Annotated in this window: 14 protein-coding genes; 4 read left to right on the top strand and 10 right to left on the bottom strand. The window is 68.7% G+C overall.

Features of this window, described 5'->3' with window-relative positions:
* The 3 genes from pyrH to rpsB form a co-directional block, all read right to left on the bottom strand.
* Entirely contained in the window at positions 1-717 is a 717-nt protein-coding gene (gene pyrH / locus FB562_RS03390) for a UMP kinase (RefSeq protein ID WP_141879853.1), read from the bottom strand.
* A 166-nt stretch (positions 718-883) separates the two neighbouring features.
* Positions 884-1711: a translation elongation factor Ts gene (gene tsf / locus FB562_RS03385; RefSeq protein ID WP_141879852.1), complete on the bottom strand. Its 828-nt coding sequence runs from the start codon at positions 1709-1711 to the stop codon at positions 884-886.
* A gap of 38 nt (positions 1712-1749) precedes the next feature.
* Entirely contained in the window at positions 1750-2655 is a 906-nt protein-coding gene (rpsB, locus tag FB562_RS03380; RefSeq protein WP_141879851.1) for a 30S ribosomal protein S2, read from the bottom strand.
* A gap of 307 nt (positions 2656-2962) precedes the next feature.
* Between rpsB and FB562_RS03375 the strand changes: the two genes are divergently transcribed.
* A complete protein-coding gene (locus tag FB562_RS03375) occupies positions 2963-3556 on the top strand; it encodes a M23 family metallopeptidase (RefSeq protein ID WP_246081326.1) in 594 nt (197 codons plus the stop codon).
* Here FB562_RS03375 and FB562_RS03370 read toward each other — a convergent pair.
* A complete protein-coding gene (locus tag FB562_RS03370) occupies positions 3490-5775 on the bottom strand; it encodes an MMPL family transporter (RefSeq protein ID WP_141879850.1) in 2286 nt (761 codons plus the stop codon). The genes FB562_RS03375 and FB562_RS03370 overlap by 67 nt on opposite strands.
* A gap of 128 nt (positions 5776-5903) precedes the next feature.
* Between FB562_RS03370 and FB562_RS03365 the strand changes: the two genes are divergently transcribed.
* Positions 5904-7112 carry a sensor histidine kinase gene (locus FB562_RS03365; RefSeq protein ID WP_246081325.1) on the top strand — a complete coding sequence of 403 codons (1209 nt, stop codon included), beginning with the start codon at positions 5904-5906 and terminating at the stop codon, positions 7110-7112.
* On the top strand, positions 7109-7741 hold the full coding sequence (locus tag FB562_RS03360; RefSeq protein WP_141879849.1) for a response regulator: 633 nt from the start codon (positions 7109-7111) through the stop codon (positions 7739-7741). The genes FB562_RS03365 and FB562_RS03360 overlap by 4 nt, the downstream gene beginning before the upstream one ends.
* A 32-nt stretch (positions 7742-7773) precedes the next feature.
* On the opposite strand, the gene FB562_RS03355 is transcribed toward FB562_RS03360, so the two are convergent.
* The 6 genes from FB562_RS03355 to FB562_RS03330 form a co-directional block, all read right to left on the bottom strand.
* The gene (locus FB562_RS03355; protein WP_141879848.1) at positions 7774-8793 is read right to left on the bottom strand and encodes an FKBP-type peptidyl-prolyl cis-trans isomerase; all 1020 of its coding nucleotides are present in this window, start codon (positions 8791-8793) and stop codon (positions 7774-7776) included.
* Between the two features lie 106 nt (positions 8794-8899).
* On the bottom strand, positions 8900-9808 hold the full coding sequence (locus FB562_RS03350) for a tyrosine recombinase XerC (protein WP_141879847.1): 909 nt from the start codon (positions 9806-9808) through the stop codon (positions 8900-8902).
* Positions 9809-9904: 96 nt separating this feature from the next.
* Positions 9905-10837, bottom strand: a complete 933-nt coding sequence (locus FB562_RS03345; protein ID WP_141879846.1) for a phosphodiesterase — start codon at positions 10835-10837, stop codon at positions 9905-9907.
* Positions 10838-10944: 107 nt separating this feature from the next.
* Positions 10945-12174, bottom strand: a complete 1230-nt coding sequence (dprA, locus tag FB562_RS03340) for a DNA-processing protein DprA (protein ID WP_141879845.1) — start codon at positions 12172-12174, stop codon at positions 10945-10947.
* The gene (locus tag FB562_RS03335) at positions 12171-13703 is read right to left on the bottom strand and encodes a YifB family Mg chelatase-like AAA ATPase (RefSeq protein ID WP_141879844.1); all 1533 of its coding nucleotides are present in this window, start codon (positions 13701-13703) and stop codon (positions 12171-12173) included. Before FB562_RS03335 ends, dprA begins: the two co-directional genes overlap by 4 nt.
* Complete coding sequence (locus FB562_RS03330) at positions 13703-14077, bottom strand: YraN family protein (protein ID WP_141879843.1); 375 nt, start codon at positions 14075-14077, stop codon at positions 13703-13705. Before FB562_RS03330 ends, FB562_RS03335 begins: the two co-directional genes overlap by 1 nt.
* Before the next feature lie 164 nt (positions 14078-14241).
* Between FB562_RS03330 and FB562_RS03325 the strand changes: the two genes are divergently transcribed.
* Positions 14242-15498, top strand: a complete 1257-nt coding sequence (locus FB562_RS03325) for an LCP family protein (protein WP_246081324.1) — start codon at positions 14242-14244, stop codon at positions 15496-15498.
* The last annotated feature ends 25 nt before the right edge of the window (positions 15499-15523 follow it).

Below are 15523 nucleotides of genomic sequence, written 5' to 3'. Positions count from 1 at the left end.
TCAGTTGCTGACGAGCGTGCCGATGCTCTCGCCACGAATCGCGGACGCCACGTTGCCGCCCGGCTCCATGCCGAAGACGACCATGGGCATCCCATTGTCCATGCAGAGACTGAAGGCCGTCGAGTCGACAACCTTGAGGCCCTGCACGAGCGCCTCCTGGTAGGTGACCTTCTCCAGCTTTGAAGCATCCGAATTCTTGCGGGGGTCATCGTCGTAGACGCCGTCGACCCCGTTCTTCGCGACGAGCACGACATCCGCACCGATCTCGAGCGCGCGCTGCGCCGCAACCGTGTCCGTGGAGAAATAGGGCAGGCCGGCGCCGGCACCGAAGATGACGACGCGGCCCTTCTCGAGGTGACGCTCCGCACGGCGAGGGATGTACGGCTCGGCGACCTGGGTCATCGAAATTGCCGACTGCACCCGCGTCGCTGCACCCGCCTGCTCCAGGAAGTCCTGCAGCGCGAGCGCGTTCATGACAGTGCCGAGCATTCCCATGTAGTCGGCGCGGCCGCGATCCATGCCGCGCTGGCTGAGCTCTGCCCCGCGGAAGAAGTTGCCGCCACCGACGACGATCGCGACCTCGACGTCGACCGCCGCCTCGGCGATCTCGCGAGCGAGCCCGCTCACCACATCGGGGTTGACGCCCAGCTGCCCGCCGCCGAACGACTCACCCGAGAGCTTGAGAAGCACCCTCCGCTTACCGGTCACTGATGTCATTTCTTCTCCCTCGATGGTCGTACTCACTACAGGCTAGGTGCTCACGCATCCGGATTACCCTCCCGGGCTCGGATACGCCCCCTCAGAAGGGCGAGCGGGCATGAAACGGCCCCCGCCTCACGAGGAGGCAGGGGCCGTTTCAACATTCAGAACGCGGATGCGTTGCTTACGCGCCGACCTTGAAGCGGGCGAAGCCCGTCACGGTGATGCCGGCATCCTGCGCGACCTTGGCGATCGACAGCTTGTTGTCGCGGGCGTAGTCCTGCTCGAGCAGGGCGACCTGCTTGTAGTAGGCGCCGAGGCGACCCTCGATGATCTTCGGCAGGGCGGCCTCCGGCTTGCCCTCACCGCGGCTGATCTCCTCGACGATGCGACGCTCGTTCTCGACATCGGCCGCAGGAACGTCCTCGCGAGAGAGCACGGTCGGGTTCGCGAAGGAGATGTGCTGCGCGATGCCACGAGCAGTCTCAGCGTCGCTGCCCGTGTAACCGAGCACGACACCGATCTGCGGCGGCAGGTCCCTGCTCGTCTTGTGCATGTAGATCTCGAATGCGTCGGCCTCGATGACCGTGACACGGCGAAGCTCGAACTTCTCACCGATGATCGCGGCCTCTTCGCTGATGGCGTCGGCGACGGACTTGCCGTCGGCCTGCGCCGCAAGGGCCTCCTCGACCGTCTTGGCACCCGCAGCGACGATCGCGTCGAGAACCTTCTCGCTGAGGGCGACGAACTTCTCGCCCTTCGCCACGAAGTCGGTCTCGCAGGCGAGCTCGATCATGGTCGCCGAGTTGCCGACAACCTTCGCCGCGACAATGCCCTCGCTCGTGGAACGGTCGGCACGCTTGGCGTTGCCCTTCGCTCCCTTGAGGCGAAGCAGCTCGGTGGCCTTCTCGAGGTCACCGCCCGCCTCGACGAGCGCATTCTTGGTGTCGATCATGCCGGTGCCGAGGCGCTCGCGCAGGATCTTGATGTCTTCCAGGCTGAAATCTGCCATGGGAACTCCTTTTTGCTCCGAAAGGGATGGGTGAGAAACTACTTCGACTCCGCGGCGGGCGCGTCGGCGGCGGCCCCGTCAGCGACGGGCGCGGTCTCCTCGGCGGCAGGCGCCTCGGCAGCGGGAGCCTCGGCCTCGGGCTCCGGCGTCACAACGGCAGCCTCGTCAGCCTTCGATGCCTCGTGACCGGCGAGCAGCTCGGCCTCCCACTCGGCGAGGGGCTCGACGGCGGAGACGTTGCCCTCTTCGGGCTTCTGGTGGCGCTGGATGAGGCCCTCGGCGGCAGCGTCCGCGATGATGCGGGTGAGCAGGCCGACCGAACGGATGGCGTCGTCGTTACCCGGGATCGGGTAGTGAACCTCGTCGGGGTCGCAGTTCGTGTCGAGGATCGCGATGACCGGGATGCCCAGCTTGCGCGCCTCATCGATCGCGAGGTGCTCCTTCTTGGTGTCGACGACCCAGATGGCCGAAGGCGTCTTCGTCAGGTTGCGGATACCGCCAAGCGTCTTGTGCAGCTTGTCGAGCTCACGCTTCTTGATGAGGAGCTCCTTCTTGGTGAAGCCCTTCGTGGTGTCGTCGAAGTCGAGCTCCTCGAGCTCCTTCATGCGCGCGAGGCGCTTGCTGACCGTCTGGAAGTTGGTGAGGAGGCCACCGAGCCAGCGCTGGTTGACGAACGGCTGGCCGACGCGCTGCGCCTGCTCGGCGATCGCGCCCTGAGCCTGCTTCTTGGTGCCGACGAAGAGGATGGTGCCACCGTGGGCGACCGTCTCCTTGACGTAGTCGTACGTCTTGTCGATGTAGGACAGCGACTGCTGCAGGTCGATGATGTGGCTGCCCGAGCGCTCCGTCAGGATGAAGCGCTTCATCTTGGGGTTCCAGCGGCGGGTCTGGTGTCCGAAGTGAACGCCGCTGTCGAGCAGCTGGCGAATGGTGACAACGGCCATGGCCGTCTCCTTTTCTTGCACGACGCCGTATCCGCGGCTCATCGCGCTGTTCTCAGTTGTCATCGCGCCGGTTGACGCAGATCCTGGTGCCCTGCAGGCATCCGCCCCCACCGTGAGGAGGGAGACCGATTGGATGGCTGCGTGGTCTGGGCACGCGTAGTCACCCCGAGTACACGGGATGCGACCCCAATCATAACATCGCGACGACGGCTTCGACGCCTCCTCCCCACATCGACATCCCGCAGCGTTCTCAACAGATTCTGGGTGTTCGAGAAGACCGGATGCCACGGCGCGCGACGCTGGAGGGGTGCTGCCTCCTCCCCCTCTCCCATCCCGTGCGTTCCGGCTGTATGCCCGGGTGGGCGGTGCGCGGATCGCCGCCGTGGTCATGGTGCTGGCCTCGGCGCTCCTCGCCGTCACCACGGCGGTTCCCGTGCAGGGGGCGGAGGCAGCCACGCACGAGCGCTGGCTCTGGCCCGTCGACAAGCCGCACCCCGTGCTGCGCGCGTACCTCGCGCCCGCAACCCCCTACTCGGCGGGGCACCGCGGCATCGACATCGGCGTGGCATCCGGGGCCGAGCCTGCGCAGCTGCGCGCACCCACCGACGGGATCGTGCACTTCGCAGGGGTCGTCGTCGACAGACCCGTGCTGTCGATCCGGCATGCGGGTGGACTCGTCGCGAGCTATGAGCCCGTCGTCACAGAGTTGGTCGCGGGCGACACGGTGCAGCGCGGCGACCTGCTGGGCGAACTGGCAGGGCCGGTCACGCACTGTGACCGACCCTGCCTGCACTTCGGGGTGCGACTCCACGGCGACTATGTGTCGCCCCTTCTCTACCTGGAGGGGATTCCGCGATCGGTGCTGCTGCCGACGAGGGCCTCCCCGGCCGGGCCCCCATGACCGAGCCTTCCCAGGCGGCTCGGCCACCAGATGCGGCGGCCGATGTCATAGGCCAGCGCCGGCACGAGTAGAGACCGCACCAGGAAGGTGTCGAGCAGAACGCCGAACGCGACGATGAACGAGATCTGCGCGAGGAACAGCACCGGCAGCACGCCGAGCGCCGCGAACGTCGCCGCCAGCACGAGACCCGCAGAGGTGATCACGCCGCCTGTGGAGGTGAGCCCGCGCAGAACGCCCTCCCGCGCCCCGTGCACGAGGGACTCCTCCCGAACGCGCGTCATCAGGAAGATGTTGTAGTCGATGCCGAGCGCCACCAGGAACACGAAGCCGAACAGCGGCACACTCGGGTCTGCACCCGCGAAGCCGAACACGCCGTTGAAGACGAGTGCCGAGACGCCCAGGGCTGCGAAGTACGAGAGCACGACGCTGCCAACCAGGAGAACAGGAGCGACCACAGAGCGCAGCAGGAGCATCAGGATGACCAGGATCGCGCCCAGAACCAGCGGGATCACGAGGGTGCGGTCATGGATGGCCGCGTCGTTGGAATCCAGCGCGATCGCCGTCGTGCCACCGATGAGGACCTCACCGTGGAGACCATCCGCTGCGAATCCGGCGCGCAGCTCCCGGATCACCTGCTCGGCCTCGGCGGAATCGCCTGCGTCCTCCAATGTCGCCTCGATCATCACGTCACCCTCCACGACGGTCGGGTCGGGGATCGGCGAGCCGGGAGCCCCCACCGACTGCAGCCCATCGGCCGTGAACCGGAGCGAACCACTCGGCGAATCCGCCGACAACACCGAGACGGAGGCCACACCGCGCGCATCCAGCACCGTCGACGCCACCCGATCGAGCTCGGCCTCGGGCGCGACGATCACGGCCGGCGTGCCGGAGCCACCCGGGAAGTGCTCACCCAGAACAGCCTGACCGTCACGCGCCTGCGACTCCCCCAGCACGAACTCGTTCTGCGAGACGCCGTCGGCCTTCAGCTGCAGCATGCCCAAGCTGGCGACGGCAAGCAGAAGAACACTTGTGACCCAGACGGCGCGCGGGCGACGCGACACCAGCCGGGCGATGGCAGGCCAGACGCCCTTCGCGCCCTCGACCGCCCCCTGCGCCGGATGCGCGGAGCCGAACGCGGGACGCCGCGGCCAGAACGCCACCCGGCCCGCCGCAAGCATCAGAACGGGCAGAAGCGTCAGCGCGGCCAACATTGCGAACACGATGCCGATCGCCGCGACAGGGCCCATCGCCCGGTTCGAGTTGAGATCGCTCAACAGCAGGATCATCAGTGCAGCGATGACGGTGCCGCCGGAGGCCAGAATCGGTTCGAAGGAGCCGCGCAGCGCCGCCCACATCGCGTCCCACCGCCGCTCGTGGTCGCGCAACGCCTCACGGTAACGGGCCACGAAGAGCAGCGAATAGTCGGTCGCCGCACCCACGACCAGGATCAACAGGATGCCCTGAGTCTGACCGCTGAGCAGCACCAGCTCGGCCTTCGCCAGCGCCACGACAACCGAGACCGCACCGATCAGGGCGAACATGCTCGTCGCGAGCACGATGAGCGGCAGGAGCGGGGAACGATAGACGGCCACCAGAATCACGAACACCGCGGCGAGCGCCACCAGCAACAGCAGGCCGTCGATTCCGCTGAACGCTCCGACGATGTCGGCCGACAGGCCGGCCGGGCCGGTCACCCACGCGTTGAGCCCCGCAGGGAGCGCCCCGGAGGAGTCGGTGGCCGCGAACTGGGCGCGGATGAGTTCCACCGTGTCGCTCACCTTCACCGACGAGTCCAGCGGCACGAACACCTCGGCCGCCTCACCGTCCTCGGAGGGAATGACAGGCGAGATCGCATCTGCAGCGACCCCGTCGAGATCGGCCAGCGATGCGACGGTCTCGGCTATGGCATCCGAATCGGCGCTTTCCAGCCCGCCATCACGCTGGAACACGAGAACAGCGGGAACGAGATCGCTGTCACGGAAGCTCGCCTGCAGCTCGCGCACCTGCGTGGCCTCGGCACTGGCGGGGAGGTGCTGGCTCTGGTCGTTGCTGGCGACCTTGCTCAGCTGGCTGAACGACGAACCCCCGCCGCCCATGACCACGAGCCAGACGAGCGCGAGCACCACGGGCAGGCCGATGCGCAGCCAACGGCTGGGAGCAGCAGCCGAACCGGATGCACGCCGGGAACGGACACGGGAGGGCGGAGGAGTGTTGATCATGACATCCACGGTAGGAATCGGGCCACCCCTTGCGCGTCGTACAAAAGTTTGAACCGCGGGAGCGGGCGCACAGCCGGCTCCATCCTTCGATTGATGCCGCGCCCAGAGCCCCTCACTAGGCTGACGACGTGAACGAGACCGAGCGCGACGCGGGCCGCAGTGCCCTCGCCCACGCGCCGCTCGCGCCCGTGTTCCTGGCGCTGAGGATCAGTCTGCACACACTCATGGTGCTGCTCGCCGGCTTCGTCATCGTGCGCGCCGTCATCGCATCCGGTGCCACCGCATCCTGGATCGTCGGCCTCGCCGTCGTGCTCATCGTCAGCTACGCCTGCGGCGCATTCATCGTGCGCGGCGCCGATGTGACAGTTCAGCGAGGATGGCTTGCGCTCGTCACGATCGAGGTGATGGCGCTGACGGCGCTCACCGCCGACGCGGCCTTCCTCATCTTCCCCCTGTTCTTCCTGCAGTTGCACCTGCTGCCGCGCCGGTGGGGCGCGCCGATCGTGCTGCTCACAACCGCGATCACGATCGCGGTGATGACGATGCACAGCGGCGTGCACCTGGGAGGTGTGCTCGGCCCGCTCATCGGGGCTGCTGTCGCGATCGTCATGGCGCTCGGCTATCAGGCGCTCTACACGGAGGCCCGACAGCGCCAACTGCTCATCGACGAGCTCCTCGCCGCGCGCGAGGAGCTCGCCCGAGAGCAGCACAATGCCGGGGTGGCGCAGGAGCGCGCGCGGCTGGCCCGCGAGATCCACGACACCGTCGCCCAGGGCCTGTCGAGCATCCAGCTGCTGCTGCACGCCGCAGAGCGCGACAGCAGCGGCGAAGTACTCGAACAGCTGCGTCTCGCCCGCGAGACCGCCGCAGAAGGGCTCGCCGAAGCACGCCGGTTCATCCGGGAGCTCAGCCCGCCCGCACTGGAGGGGCAGAGCCTGGGGGCGGCCCTCGCACGGCTCTGCGACACGAGCTCCGGGGCGTCCCTCACCGTCACATTCCATGAGAGCGGTGACCCTGCCCCTATGCCCATGCAGCTCGAGACGGCACTGCTGCGCATCGCGCAGGGGGCCCTCGCGAATGTCACCCAGCATTCCCACGCCCACCGCGCCGAGGTGACCCTCAGCCACCTCGACGACTGGGTCGGGCTCGACATCGTCGACGACGGCGTCGGATTCGACCCGCCGCAGGCGCACACAGACGCACCGCCCAGCGCCTCCTTCGGGCTCACCGCGATCCGGCAGAGGGTCGAGCAGCTCGGCGGAAGCCTCAGCATCGAATCGGATGCCGGCGGCACCGCGATCGCCGTCGGATTCAGCCTCGAAGGGACAGAGCGATGATCCGCATCCTGCTCGCAGACGACCACCCCGTCGTGCGCACCGGCCTGCGCGCCGTGTTCGCCGCAGAAGACGATATGGAGGTCGTGGGCGAGGCCGGCAGCGTCGAGGACGCCCTCGCCGCCTGTGAGAGACTCCAACCCCACGTCGTGCTCATGGATCTGCAGTTCGGGGCCGACCGCTCCGCACTGCAGGGAGTCGACGCGACCAGGATCATCCGGGAGCGGCCCGACGCGCCCCATGTTCTCGTGCTCACCAACTACGACACCGACGCCGACATCCTCGGAGCCGTCGAGGCCGGGGCGAGCGGCTACCTGCTCAAGGACGCCCCGCCCACGGAACTACTCGCGGCAGTGCGCTCCGCCGCAGCTGGCAGGAGCGCCCTCGCGCCCGCAGTCGAAGCCCGGCTGAGCTCCCGCTCGAGGTCGAGCAGGCCCGGGCTGAGCACCCGCGAGGCCGAAGTGCTCACGCTCGTCGCCGAAGGCAGGTCGAACCGGGACATCGGTCGGGAGCTCTTTCTCAGCGAGGCGACCGTGAAGTCGCATCTCGTGCACATCTTCACCAAGCTCGACGCCGGCTCGCGCACCTCCGCCGTGGCGAAGGCACGCGAGATCGGTGCCATCCGCGGCTGAGTCGAAGCCCGTCGCCGCGGAACCGCGCTGCGCTACTTGGGCGTCACGCCCAGGATGTCGACGGCGAAGACGATCGTGTCGGTGCCGGCGATACCCGCGCCCGCGTTGCCGGCCGTGCCATAGCCGTAGAGCGGCGGGATGACCACGACAAGCTTGGCGCCCACCTTCTGGCCGACAAGCGCGGCACCGAAACCGGTGACGACGCCATCGGTCGCGAATGTTGCCGTCTGCCCGCGCGTCCAGGAGGAGTCGAACTCCTCGCCCGACGTCCAGTTGATGCCCGTGTAGTTGACCTCGACGCTGTCGCCATCGCCGACGACGTCTCCGTCGCCCTCCTCGATGACGGCCAACGCCAGGTCACCCGTCGGCTCGCCATCCGGAATCGTCACGGTCGGCGTGCCATCCGCGGCGTACGCGACCGAGGGCATCCCCTCAGCGTCAGGCTTGACCGTGACCATGTCTGCCGCGGCGTCGACGGGCGGCGTCACACCGAGCACATCGAAGATGAAGAACACGGAGTCGTCGGCGGTGACGCCGAGCTGCTCGTTGCCGGTGTCGCCCCACAGATCGGTGGGCGGGATGAGGGCGACGACGCGGTCACCCTCCACGGAGCAGTTGAGGGCGCGAACGATGCCGTCGACATACTGGGCCTCGTCGACGGCGAAGGGGAACACCTGGCCCTCGTTGCCGTAACCGCTCGAGTCGAGCAGCTCGCCCGTGCCTCCGTGGTAGAGCGAGTAGGCCACATCGACGGTGAACCCGTCCTTCGCGACCTCCGTGCCGTCGCCCTCGATGACGGCACTGCGCTCGGTGCGATCAGTGGTGAGGGCATCCTTGAAATCGACGACCGGCTCGGCGTTGAAATCGCCCGTGACCGAGATCGAATCGGATGCGTCGCCCGCCGTTGTGCACTCATCGGTCACCGATGGAGCCGCAGTCTTCTCCCCGCCGTTCGTCGCCGTGTCATCCGAGGCGGTGCACCCCGCGAGGACGAGGGCAATGGCCAGTGCGGATGCAGCGGCGGCAGCACGCTTGCGGGTTACAAGATTCACGGGGTCGCTTTCTGTCGAGAGTGCGGTGCGTCTGCGCCGTTTCGATTCCCCAACACAAACAGATGAAGCCTAGGCAAGTGCTGGGAGCAGCGGAAATCGTTACAGATCAGGCCCGCGGATGCGCCGCCTGATAGCTCTGTCGCAGACGCTCCGTCGAGACATGCGTGTAGATCTGGGTCGTGCCGAGGCTCGCATGGCCGAGCATCTCCTGCACCGCGCGCAGATCGGCGCCGCCGTCGAGCAGGTGCGTGGCCGCGGTGTGACGCAGGGCGTGCGGCCCCGCGGGGCCCCCACCCGGCATCGACTCGAGAAGCCCCGACACGAGCCTGTGAACCGTGCGGGTTCCGAGGCGCCCGCCGCGTGCGCCCAGGAATGCGGCAGGCCCGCCGGAGCCGACCCCCGTCAGCGCGGGCCGCGCCTGCCTCAGATAGTCGGCCAGCGCATCCTTCGCCGGAACGCCGAACGGCACCACCCGCTGCTTCGAGCCCTTACCCATGACACGCACCGTGAGCCTGCCCAGGTCGATGTCGTCAACGTCGAGGCCGACGAGCTCGCTGACTCGCAGGGCGGATGCGTAGAGCAGCTCGACGACGGCGAGGTCGCGCAGCGCACCGGGGTCGCCGTCTGCGGCACGCGCCCACAGGCCGCCCAGCATGCCGTCCATCTGCTGGCGGGTGAGCACGCGAGGAAGGTGTCGATCGGGTCTGGGCCCGCGCAGCCGTGCAGCCGTGTCGGCCTCCGTCTCGCCCGTGCGGGTCAGCCAGCCGGAGAATGCGCGCGCCGCCGCCGCGCGCCGGGCGAGCGTCGACTTGGAGAAACCGCGCTGTGAGGCATCCCACAGCCAGCCTCGCAGCAACTCAAGCGAGAGCCCGTCGACATCATCGACACCCTGCGACACCGCGTACTCGGCGAGGCCCGCCAGATCGGAGCGGTAGGCGCGCACGGTGTGCGCGCTGAAACCCCGCTCCGACAGCAGGTAGCGGGTGAACGCCTCGGTGGAGGCCTCGAATGCCATGCCCCTATCGTCGCCTGCCGCGAGGCGAGGCGCAGGCGGGCGCGCGGCGATTCACCGCACGGGGCCGGGCGAGATGCGGCTCACTGTGCCGGCGGCTCACTGTGCCGGCGGCTCCTCGCCGAGGTTGAACGGTGACCGCTTGTTGGAGAACATCTCGAGGCGCTGCTCGAAGCTCATCGCCTCGATCTGGGCCCTGTGATCTGAGGAGAAGCCCGTGATCTCGACCGTCTCACCGAGCGGCACAGAGGAGTGGACGATGCGGTCGGGGTAGGTGTGCACGATGTTGATCGCCTGCCCGGCGTCGACGCCCGACAGCAGCCTCCCTTTCGCGCTGAGATCGAGGGTGTAGCAGGTGGCGGCGGCCACGGAGACGGGGATGCTGCCGATCGTGCTGTGCGTCGAATAGTGCAGGTGCCCTGCCAGGACGCCCCGAACATCCGTTCCCTCGATGACCCGCTGCAGGCGGTCCTGACCGTGAAGTTCGAGCATCTCCATCGCCCACAGAAGCGGTGTGGGGATGGGCGGGTGGTGCACGGCGATGAGGGTGCCGTGCGGCGCGGGCGTCGCAAGGACATCGGTGAGCCAGTCGAGCTGCTCGTCGTCGAGGCTGCCGTGGTGGTAGCCGGGAACGCTCGTGTCGAGCGACACGATGCGCAGGCCGTCGACGTCGTACACGCGATCCTGCGGCGCCTCCGAGCCGACCTCGTCGAAGAGCCCCTGCGAGTACTGCAGGCGCTCGTCGTGGTTGCCCATCACCCAGATGACGTCGGCGCCCATGCGCTGGGCGGCCGGCTCGACGATCGCGCGAAGCCGCGCGTAGGCATCCGGTTCGCCCAGATCAGCGAGGTCGCCCGTGAAGACGAGCGCCTGCGGCCGGATGTCGGACCGCTCCAGCTGCTTCAGCGCCTGCTCGAGGTTGCGTTCCGTCGCGATCTCGCCGTACAGCCTGCGCCCCTCCGCAAGGAAATGGGTGTCGCTGATGTGCGCGATCGTGTGGGTGGGGGCAGGATGCTGGCCGAGTCTGGTCACGCCCTCAGGCTAGCCGCGAAGCCGGGCCGCCCACCAGCGCCCGGCTGTTCCCGCCGGTGGCCGCCGGGTCGGCTTCGGCTCGGCCTCGGCTCGGCTTCGGCGAGCGCTCAGCGCATGATCCACCCTCGCTCGCGTTCGACGACCCGGCCGTCGAGCTGCAGGATGCCGAGGGCCGACTGCACGTCGCCCACCGACAGGCCGCTGCGTGCCGCAACATCGTGCGGGCTCCTCGGCGCGCGGGTGCTCAGCGCATCGAGCACACGCAGCTGCTCCGGGCGGTGTTCGTCGGCGTCGGTGGAAGCCGGGCCAGAGGCATCCGGGGTCTCGTGCTTGTCGTCGAAGGGCGCGAGCTCGGCCATCTGTTCGGCGTTGGTGACGCACACCGCGTCGAACTCACGGATGAGCCTGTGGCACCCCGCCGATGCAGCGCTTGTGACAGGCCCCGGGACGGCACCGAGCGGCCGACCGAGCGCGGCCGCATGCCCGGCGGTGTTCAGTGAGCCCGAACGCCAGCCGGCCTCGAGCACGACGGTGGCCCGACTCGCTGCCGCGATGAGCCTGTTTCGCTGCAAGAAGCGCCATTTGGATGGTTGGGCGCCGCACGGCAGCTCCGAGACGACGGCGCCCGATTCGACGATGCGTGTGAGCAGCGCTTCGTGCCCGCTCGGGTAGAAACGATCCACCCCTCCCGCCAGGAAGGCGAGCGTGTGCCCGCCGCTTGCGAGCGCGGAACGATGCGCCATGCCGTCGATCCCGTAGGCGGCGCCGGAGACGATCGTGTAGCCGCGATCGACGAGACCCGCGGCCGCCTCCATGGCGACATGCTCGCCATAGCCGGTCGCCGCACGTGCCCCGACCAGGGCGATCGAACGGTCGAGGGTTGCGAGCGTCGCCTCCCCTCCCCGCACCCAGAGGGCGAGCGGACTGTGCCAGCCGAGGTCGTCGAGCCCGGCAGGCCACAGCTCATGGGATGGTGTGAGCAGCCGCACCCCGAGCCGGCCCGCCTGCCGGAGCGCCACGAGCGCCGTCTGTGAGGTGAGCCTCGGCAGCCAGCGTGCGAGCGCCTTGCGCGCATCCTCTGACGACAGCTCGCCCCCATTGTCGGCGACGAACGCGACGAGACGATCGGCATCCCAGCGTTCGACGAGGGCGGTCAGCGCAGCCCCGGCCCCGGCGATACCGACGAGCACGCCGGCGACCCTGTCACCCGGTTCGGCGATACCCGACCAGCTGGCCCTCGCGAAATGCTCGGCCACCTCCGCGGTACTCAGCTCATCGCCGGCGATCTGACGCACGAGCGGTGCGACGCTCGCCTCCTTCAGCCCGAACATGGTCATGGCATTCCCCTCCTCAGGAACAGTGCGCGGCCGATGTGGTCCGCTGTGGGCACGGCTGCGCCGTGCAGGTCTGCGATGCTCCACGCCGTTCTGAGCACCCTGTCGTAGCCGCGCATGGTGAGCCCGCCGCGCTCGAGCGCGCGGTCGACGGATGCCGTGGTCGCCGCCGCGAGGCGCATCCGCCGCTCCCGCAGGAATGTGCCGGGAACGTGCGAGTTCACCCGCCACGGCGTGCCGGCGAGGCGGGCGACAGCAGCGGCGCGCGCCTCGATGACCCGGCTGCGCGCATCCACCGTCGTGAGGCGCGGGTGCTCATCAGCCATGCGAAGCTGCGCCGCGGTGATGCGGCCCACGGTCAGCTGGATGTCGATTCGGTCGAGCAGTGGCCCCGACAGTCGGGCCAGATAGCGACGGCGAGCGGCGGGCGCACAACTGCAGTCGGTGTCGGATGCGCCGTACTGGCCGCAGGGGCAAGGATTGGCTGCCAGCAGCAACTGGAAGCTGCCCGGGAAATGCGCGACCGCATTGGCCCTGTGGATGCTGATGAGACCCGATTCGAGCGGCTGACGCAGGGCATCGAGCACCGTGCGCTGGAACTCGGGGGCCTCATCGAGGAAGAGAACGCCGTGGGCTGCCCGTGCAGCGGCGCCGGGCCTGATCATGCCGCTGCCACCGCCGATGAGCGCGGCGGCCGTCGCCGTGTGATGCGGCGACTCCAGCGGGGGTCTCGTCTGCAACGTGCCCCCGACGGGAAGCCCGGCGAGGGATCGCACGGAGCTCACCTCGAGCGACTGCTCCGGTTCGAGGTCGGGCAGGAGGCCGGGCAGCCGCGCCGCGAGCATCGTCTTGCCCGCGCCGGGCGGCCCCAGCATGAACATGTGGTGACCGCCTGCAGCCGCAACGAGAAGCGCCTGAACGGCGTCGTCGTTGCCGATGACATCCGCAAGATCTGCGGTGTCGTCGGCGGCCTCGAGCGGCCGGGGTGCCGCGATCGCCTCCACCGGCTGCGGCTCGAGCTCGCTGCCGTGCCAGATGGCGGCATCGCGCAGCGAAGCAACACCGACGACCCGGATGCCCGGCACGAGCGAGGCCTCCTCCTGGTTGCCGCTCGGCACCATGATCACGTCGGCGCCCGCTCGCGCTGCCGCCATCACCGAGGGCAGCACCCCCTTGGTGGGCCGCAGCCTGCCGTCGAGCCCGAGCTCGCCGAGATGCACGACCCGCGCGACCGACTCGGCGGAGACCGCCCCGTCGGCCGCGAGCGCCGCCATCGCGATCGCCAGGTCGAAGCCGGAACCCTGCTTGGGCAACGACGCCGGAGAGAGGTTGATCGTGAGTTTGTGCGTCGTGACGGGGCAACCCGAGTTGGCGGCCGCAGCGCGCACGCGTTCCCTCGCCTCTCCGAGCGCCGCATCCGGCAGCCCGATTATGGCGAAGTAGGGCAGCCCGCTGGAGATGTCGGCCTCGACCTCGACGAGCGAGCCTGCGAGCCCCAGAAGGGCGACCGCGGTGGTTCTCGCGACAGCCATCAGGAGACCCCCTTCAGATGCTCCACGACGGGGGCCTGACCGGGAGCGGCGATGATGCCGATCGCATCGATCCGGATGCGCACGCCGGGGTGCAGCTCCCGCTGCTCGTCGAGATGCTCCTCGCACCACACACCGGCCAGCCGTCGCAGTCGCGCCATCTTCTGCGGAGTGATCGCCTCGAGCGGGTGCCCGAACAGCACACTCGTGCGCGTCTTCACCTCGACGAACGCGATGTCGCGCCCATCGAAAGCGATCACGTCGATCTCGCCGTGCCGGCACCTCCAGTTGCGGTCCAGGATCGAATATCCCGCCCGCGCCAGGAACGCGGCGGCGATCTCCTCGCCTCTCCGCCCCAGCTCATCCTTCGCAGCCATGGCCACCTCCTGCATCGAGCATGGCGACGGTGAAGGCCCGCGATTCCGGATGCCCGGAGATCTGTGAAGAGACCGCGGCGAGGCATCCGGATGCGGAGAAGACGCGACCCACCGCATCCGCTCTCACTGCTCCTTCAGATATTGCGCGGATAGTGTGGGCGGCTGTGACTTCCAGACGACGCGCAAGCTCCCCCGCGACCGAGGCCGACGCGACCGTGGCCCGCCATGGCCGCCTGCCCCGCACCGGCGCCGGCCGTGGCGTGCTCAAACTCGTGGGTGCCGGCCTCGCGGTCGTGCTCGTCAGCTCGCTCTGCGTGGCCGGTGTCGCCGTGTGGAACCTGACCAGCCAGATCAAGCCCGGCGTCGCGCTCGAAGGCGAGGAGAACATCCCCGAGATCGGCGCCATCGAGGGCGGCGTGAACCTGCTGCTCGTCGGAAGCGACAGCGGCGAGGGCAACCCCGCCTACGGTGAGCGCGGCGAACACCTCGCCGACGTCACCATGCTGCTGCACATCTCCGAAGACCACAGCAACGCGACCGTCGTCAGCTTTCCGCGCGACCTGCTCGTGCCCATCCCCTCCTGCGACGGCCACAGCGCCATGAGCGCGCAGAAACTCAACTCATCACTCAGCTATGGCGGCCTCTCGTGCACAGTCGAGACGGTGAAGGACCTCACCGGCCTCGACATCCCCTTCGCGGCGAAGATCGAATTCGACGGGGTCATCCAGATGTCCAACGCCGTCGGCGGTGTTCCCGTGTGCGTCGCATCCGACATCCGCGACAAGCAGATCGGCCTCTACCTGACGGCCGGCGAGCACACCCTCTCCGGCTGGGACGCCCTGCAGTTCGTGCGCACCCGCTACGGCGTGGGCGACGGCAGCGACCTGAGCCGCATCAGCAACCAGCAGGTGTTCCTCTCCTCGCTCGCGCGCACCATCAAGAGCGCCGAGACCCTCTCCGACCCCGTCAAGGTCTACGGGCTCGCGCAGGCCGCCGTCAGCAACATGGAGATGTCGAACAGCCTGCAGAATGTGACCACGCTCGCCTCCATCGCGCTGGCCCTCAAGGACATCCCCCTCGACAACGTCAACTTCGTGCGCTACCCGGGCGGGACGGGCACGAGCGGCGGCTTGAGCGTCGTGATCCCCAACAAGTCGGATGCCAGCATCCTGTTCGACGCCATCGCCGCCGACCAGCCGATCACCATCACGGGCGACACGGGAGACGGCTCAAGCGTCGACCCGAACGCGCCCGTCGAGGAGGCCACGCCTGAGACGCCCGAGACGCCCGCCGACCCCGGTGCCACGGGCGAAGCGACGGCACCGGATGCGACGCAACCGCCGACCCCCACCTCCGTCGAGCTGCCCAGCACCATCATGGGTCAGTCGGCCGGAACCTACACCTGCTCGGCAGGTCAGTAGCGAGCTCGGCAGCTCAGTAATTCAG

Source organism: Homoserinimonas aerilata (assembly GCF_006716125.1).
GTDB lineage: Bacteria > Actinomycetota > Actinomycetes > Actinomycetales > Microbacteriaceae > Homoserinimonas > Homoserinimonas aerilata.
This window is presented reverse-complemented; position numbering and strand designations above follow the sequence as displayed.

Coding starts and splice junctions, on each gene's coding strand:
- pyrH (WP_141879853.1), bottom strand. CDS start 717: ATGACATCAGTGACCGGTAAGCGGAGGGTGCTTCTCAAGCTCTCGGGT.
- tsf (WP_141879852.1), bottom strand. CDS start 1,711: ATGGCAGATTTCAGCCTGGAAGACATCAAGATCCTGCGCGAGCGCCTC.
- rpsB (WP_141879851.1), bottom strand. CDS start 2,655: ATGGCCGTTGTCACCATTCGCCAGCTGCTCGACAGCGGCGTTCACTTC.
- FB562_RS03370 (WP_141879850.1), bottom strand. CDS start 5,775: ATGATCAACACTCCTCCGCCCTCCCGTGTCCGTTCCCGGCGTGCATCC.
- FB562_RS03360 (WP_141879849.1), top strand. CDS start 7,109: ATGATCCGCATCCTGCTCGCAGACGACCACCCCGTCGTGCGCACCGGC.
- FB562_RS03350 (WP_141879847.1), bottom strand. CDS start 9,808: ATGGCATTCGAGGCCTCCACCGAGGCGTTCACCCGCTACCTGCTGTCG.
- dprA (WP_141879845.1), bottom strand. CDS start 12,174: ATGACCATGTTCGGGCTGAAGGAGGCGAGCGTCGCACCGCTCGTGCGT.
- FB562_RS03335 (WP_141879844.1), bottom strand. CDS start 13,703: ATGGCTGTCGCGAGAACCACCGCGGTCGCCCTTCTGGGGCTCGCAGGC.
- FB562_RS03330 (WP_141879843.1), bottom strand. CDS start 14,077: ATGGCTGCGAAGGATGAGCTGGGGCGGAGAGGCGAGGAGATCGCCGCC.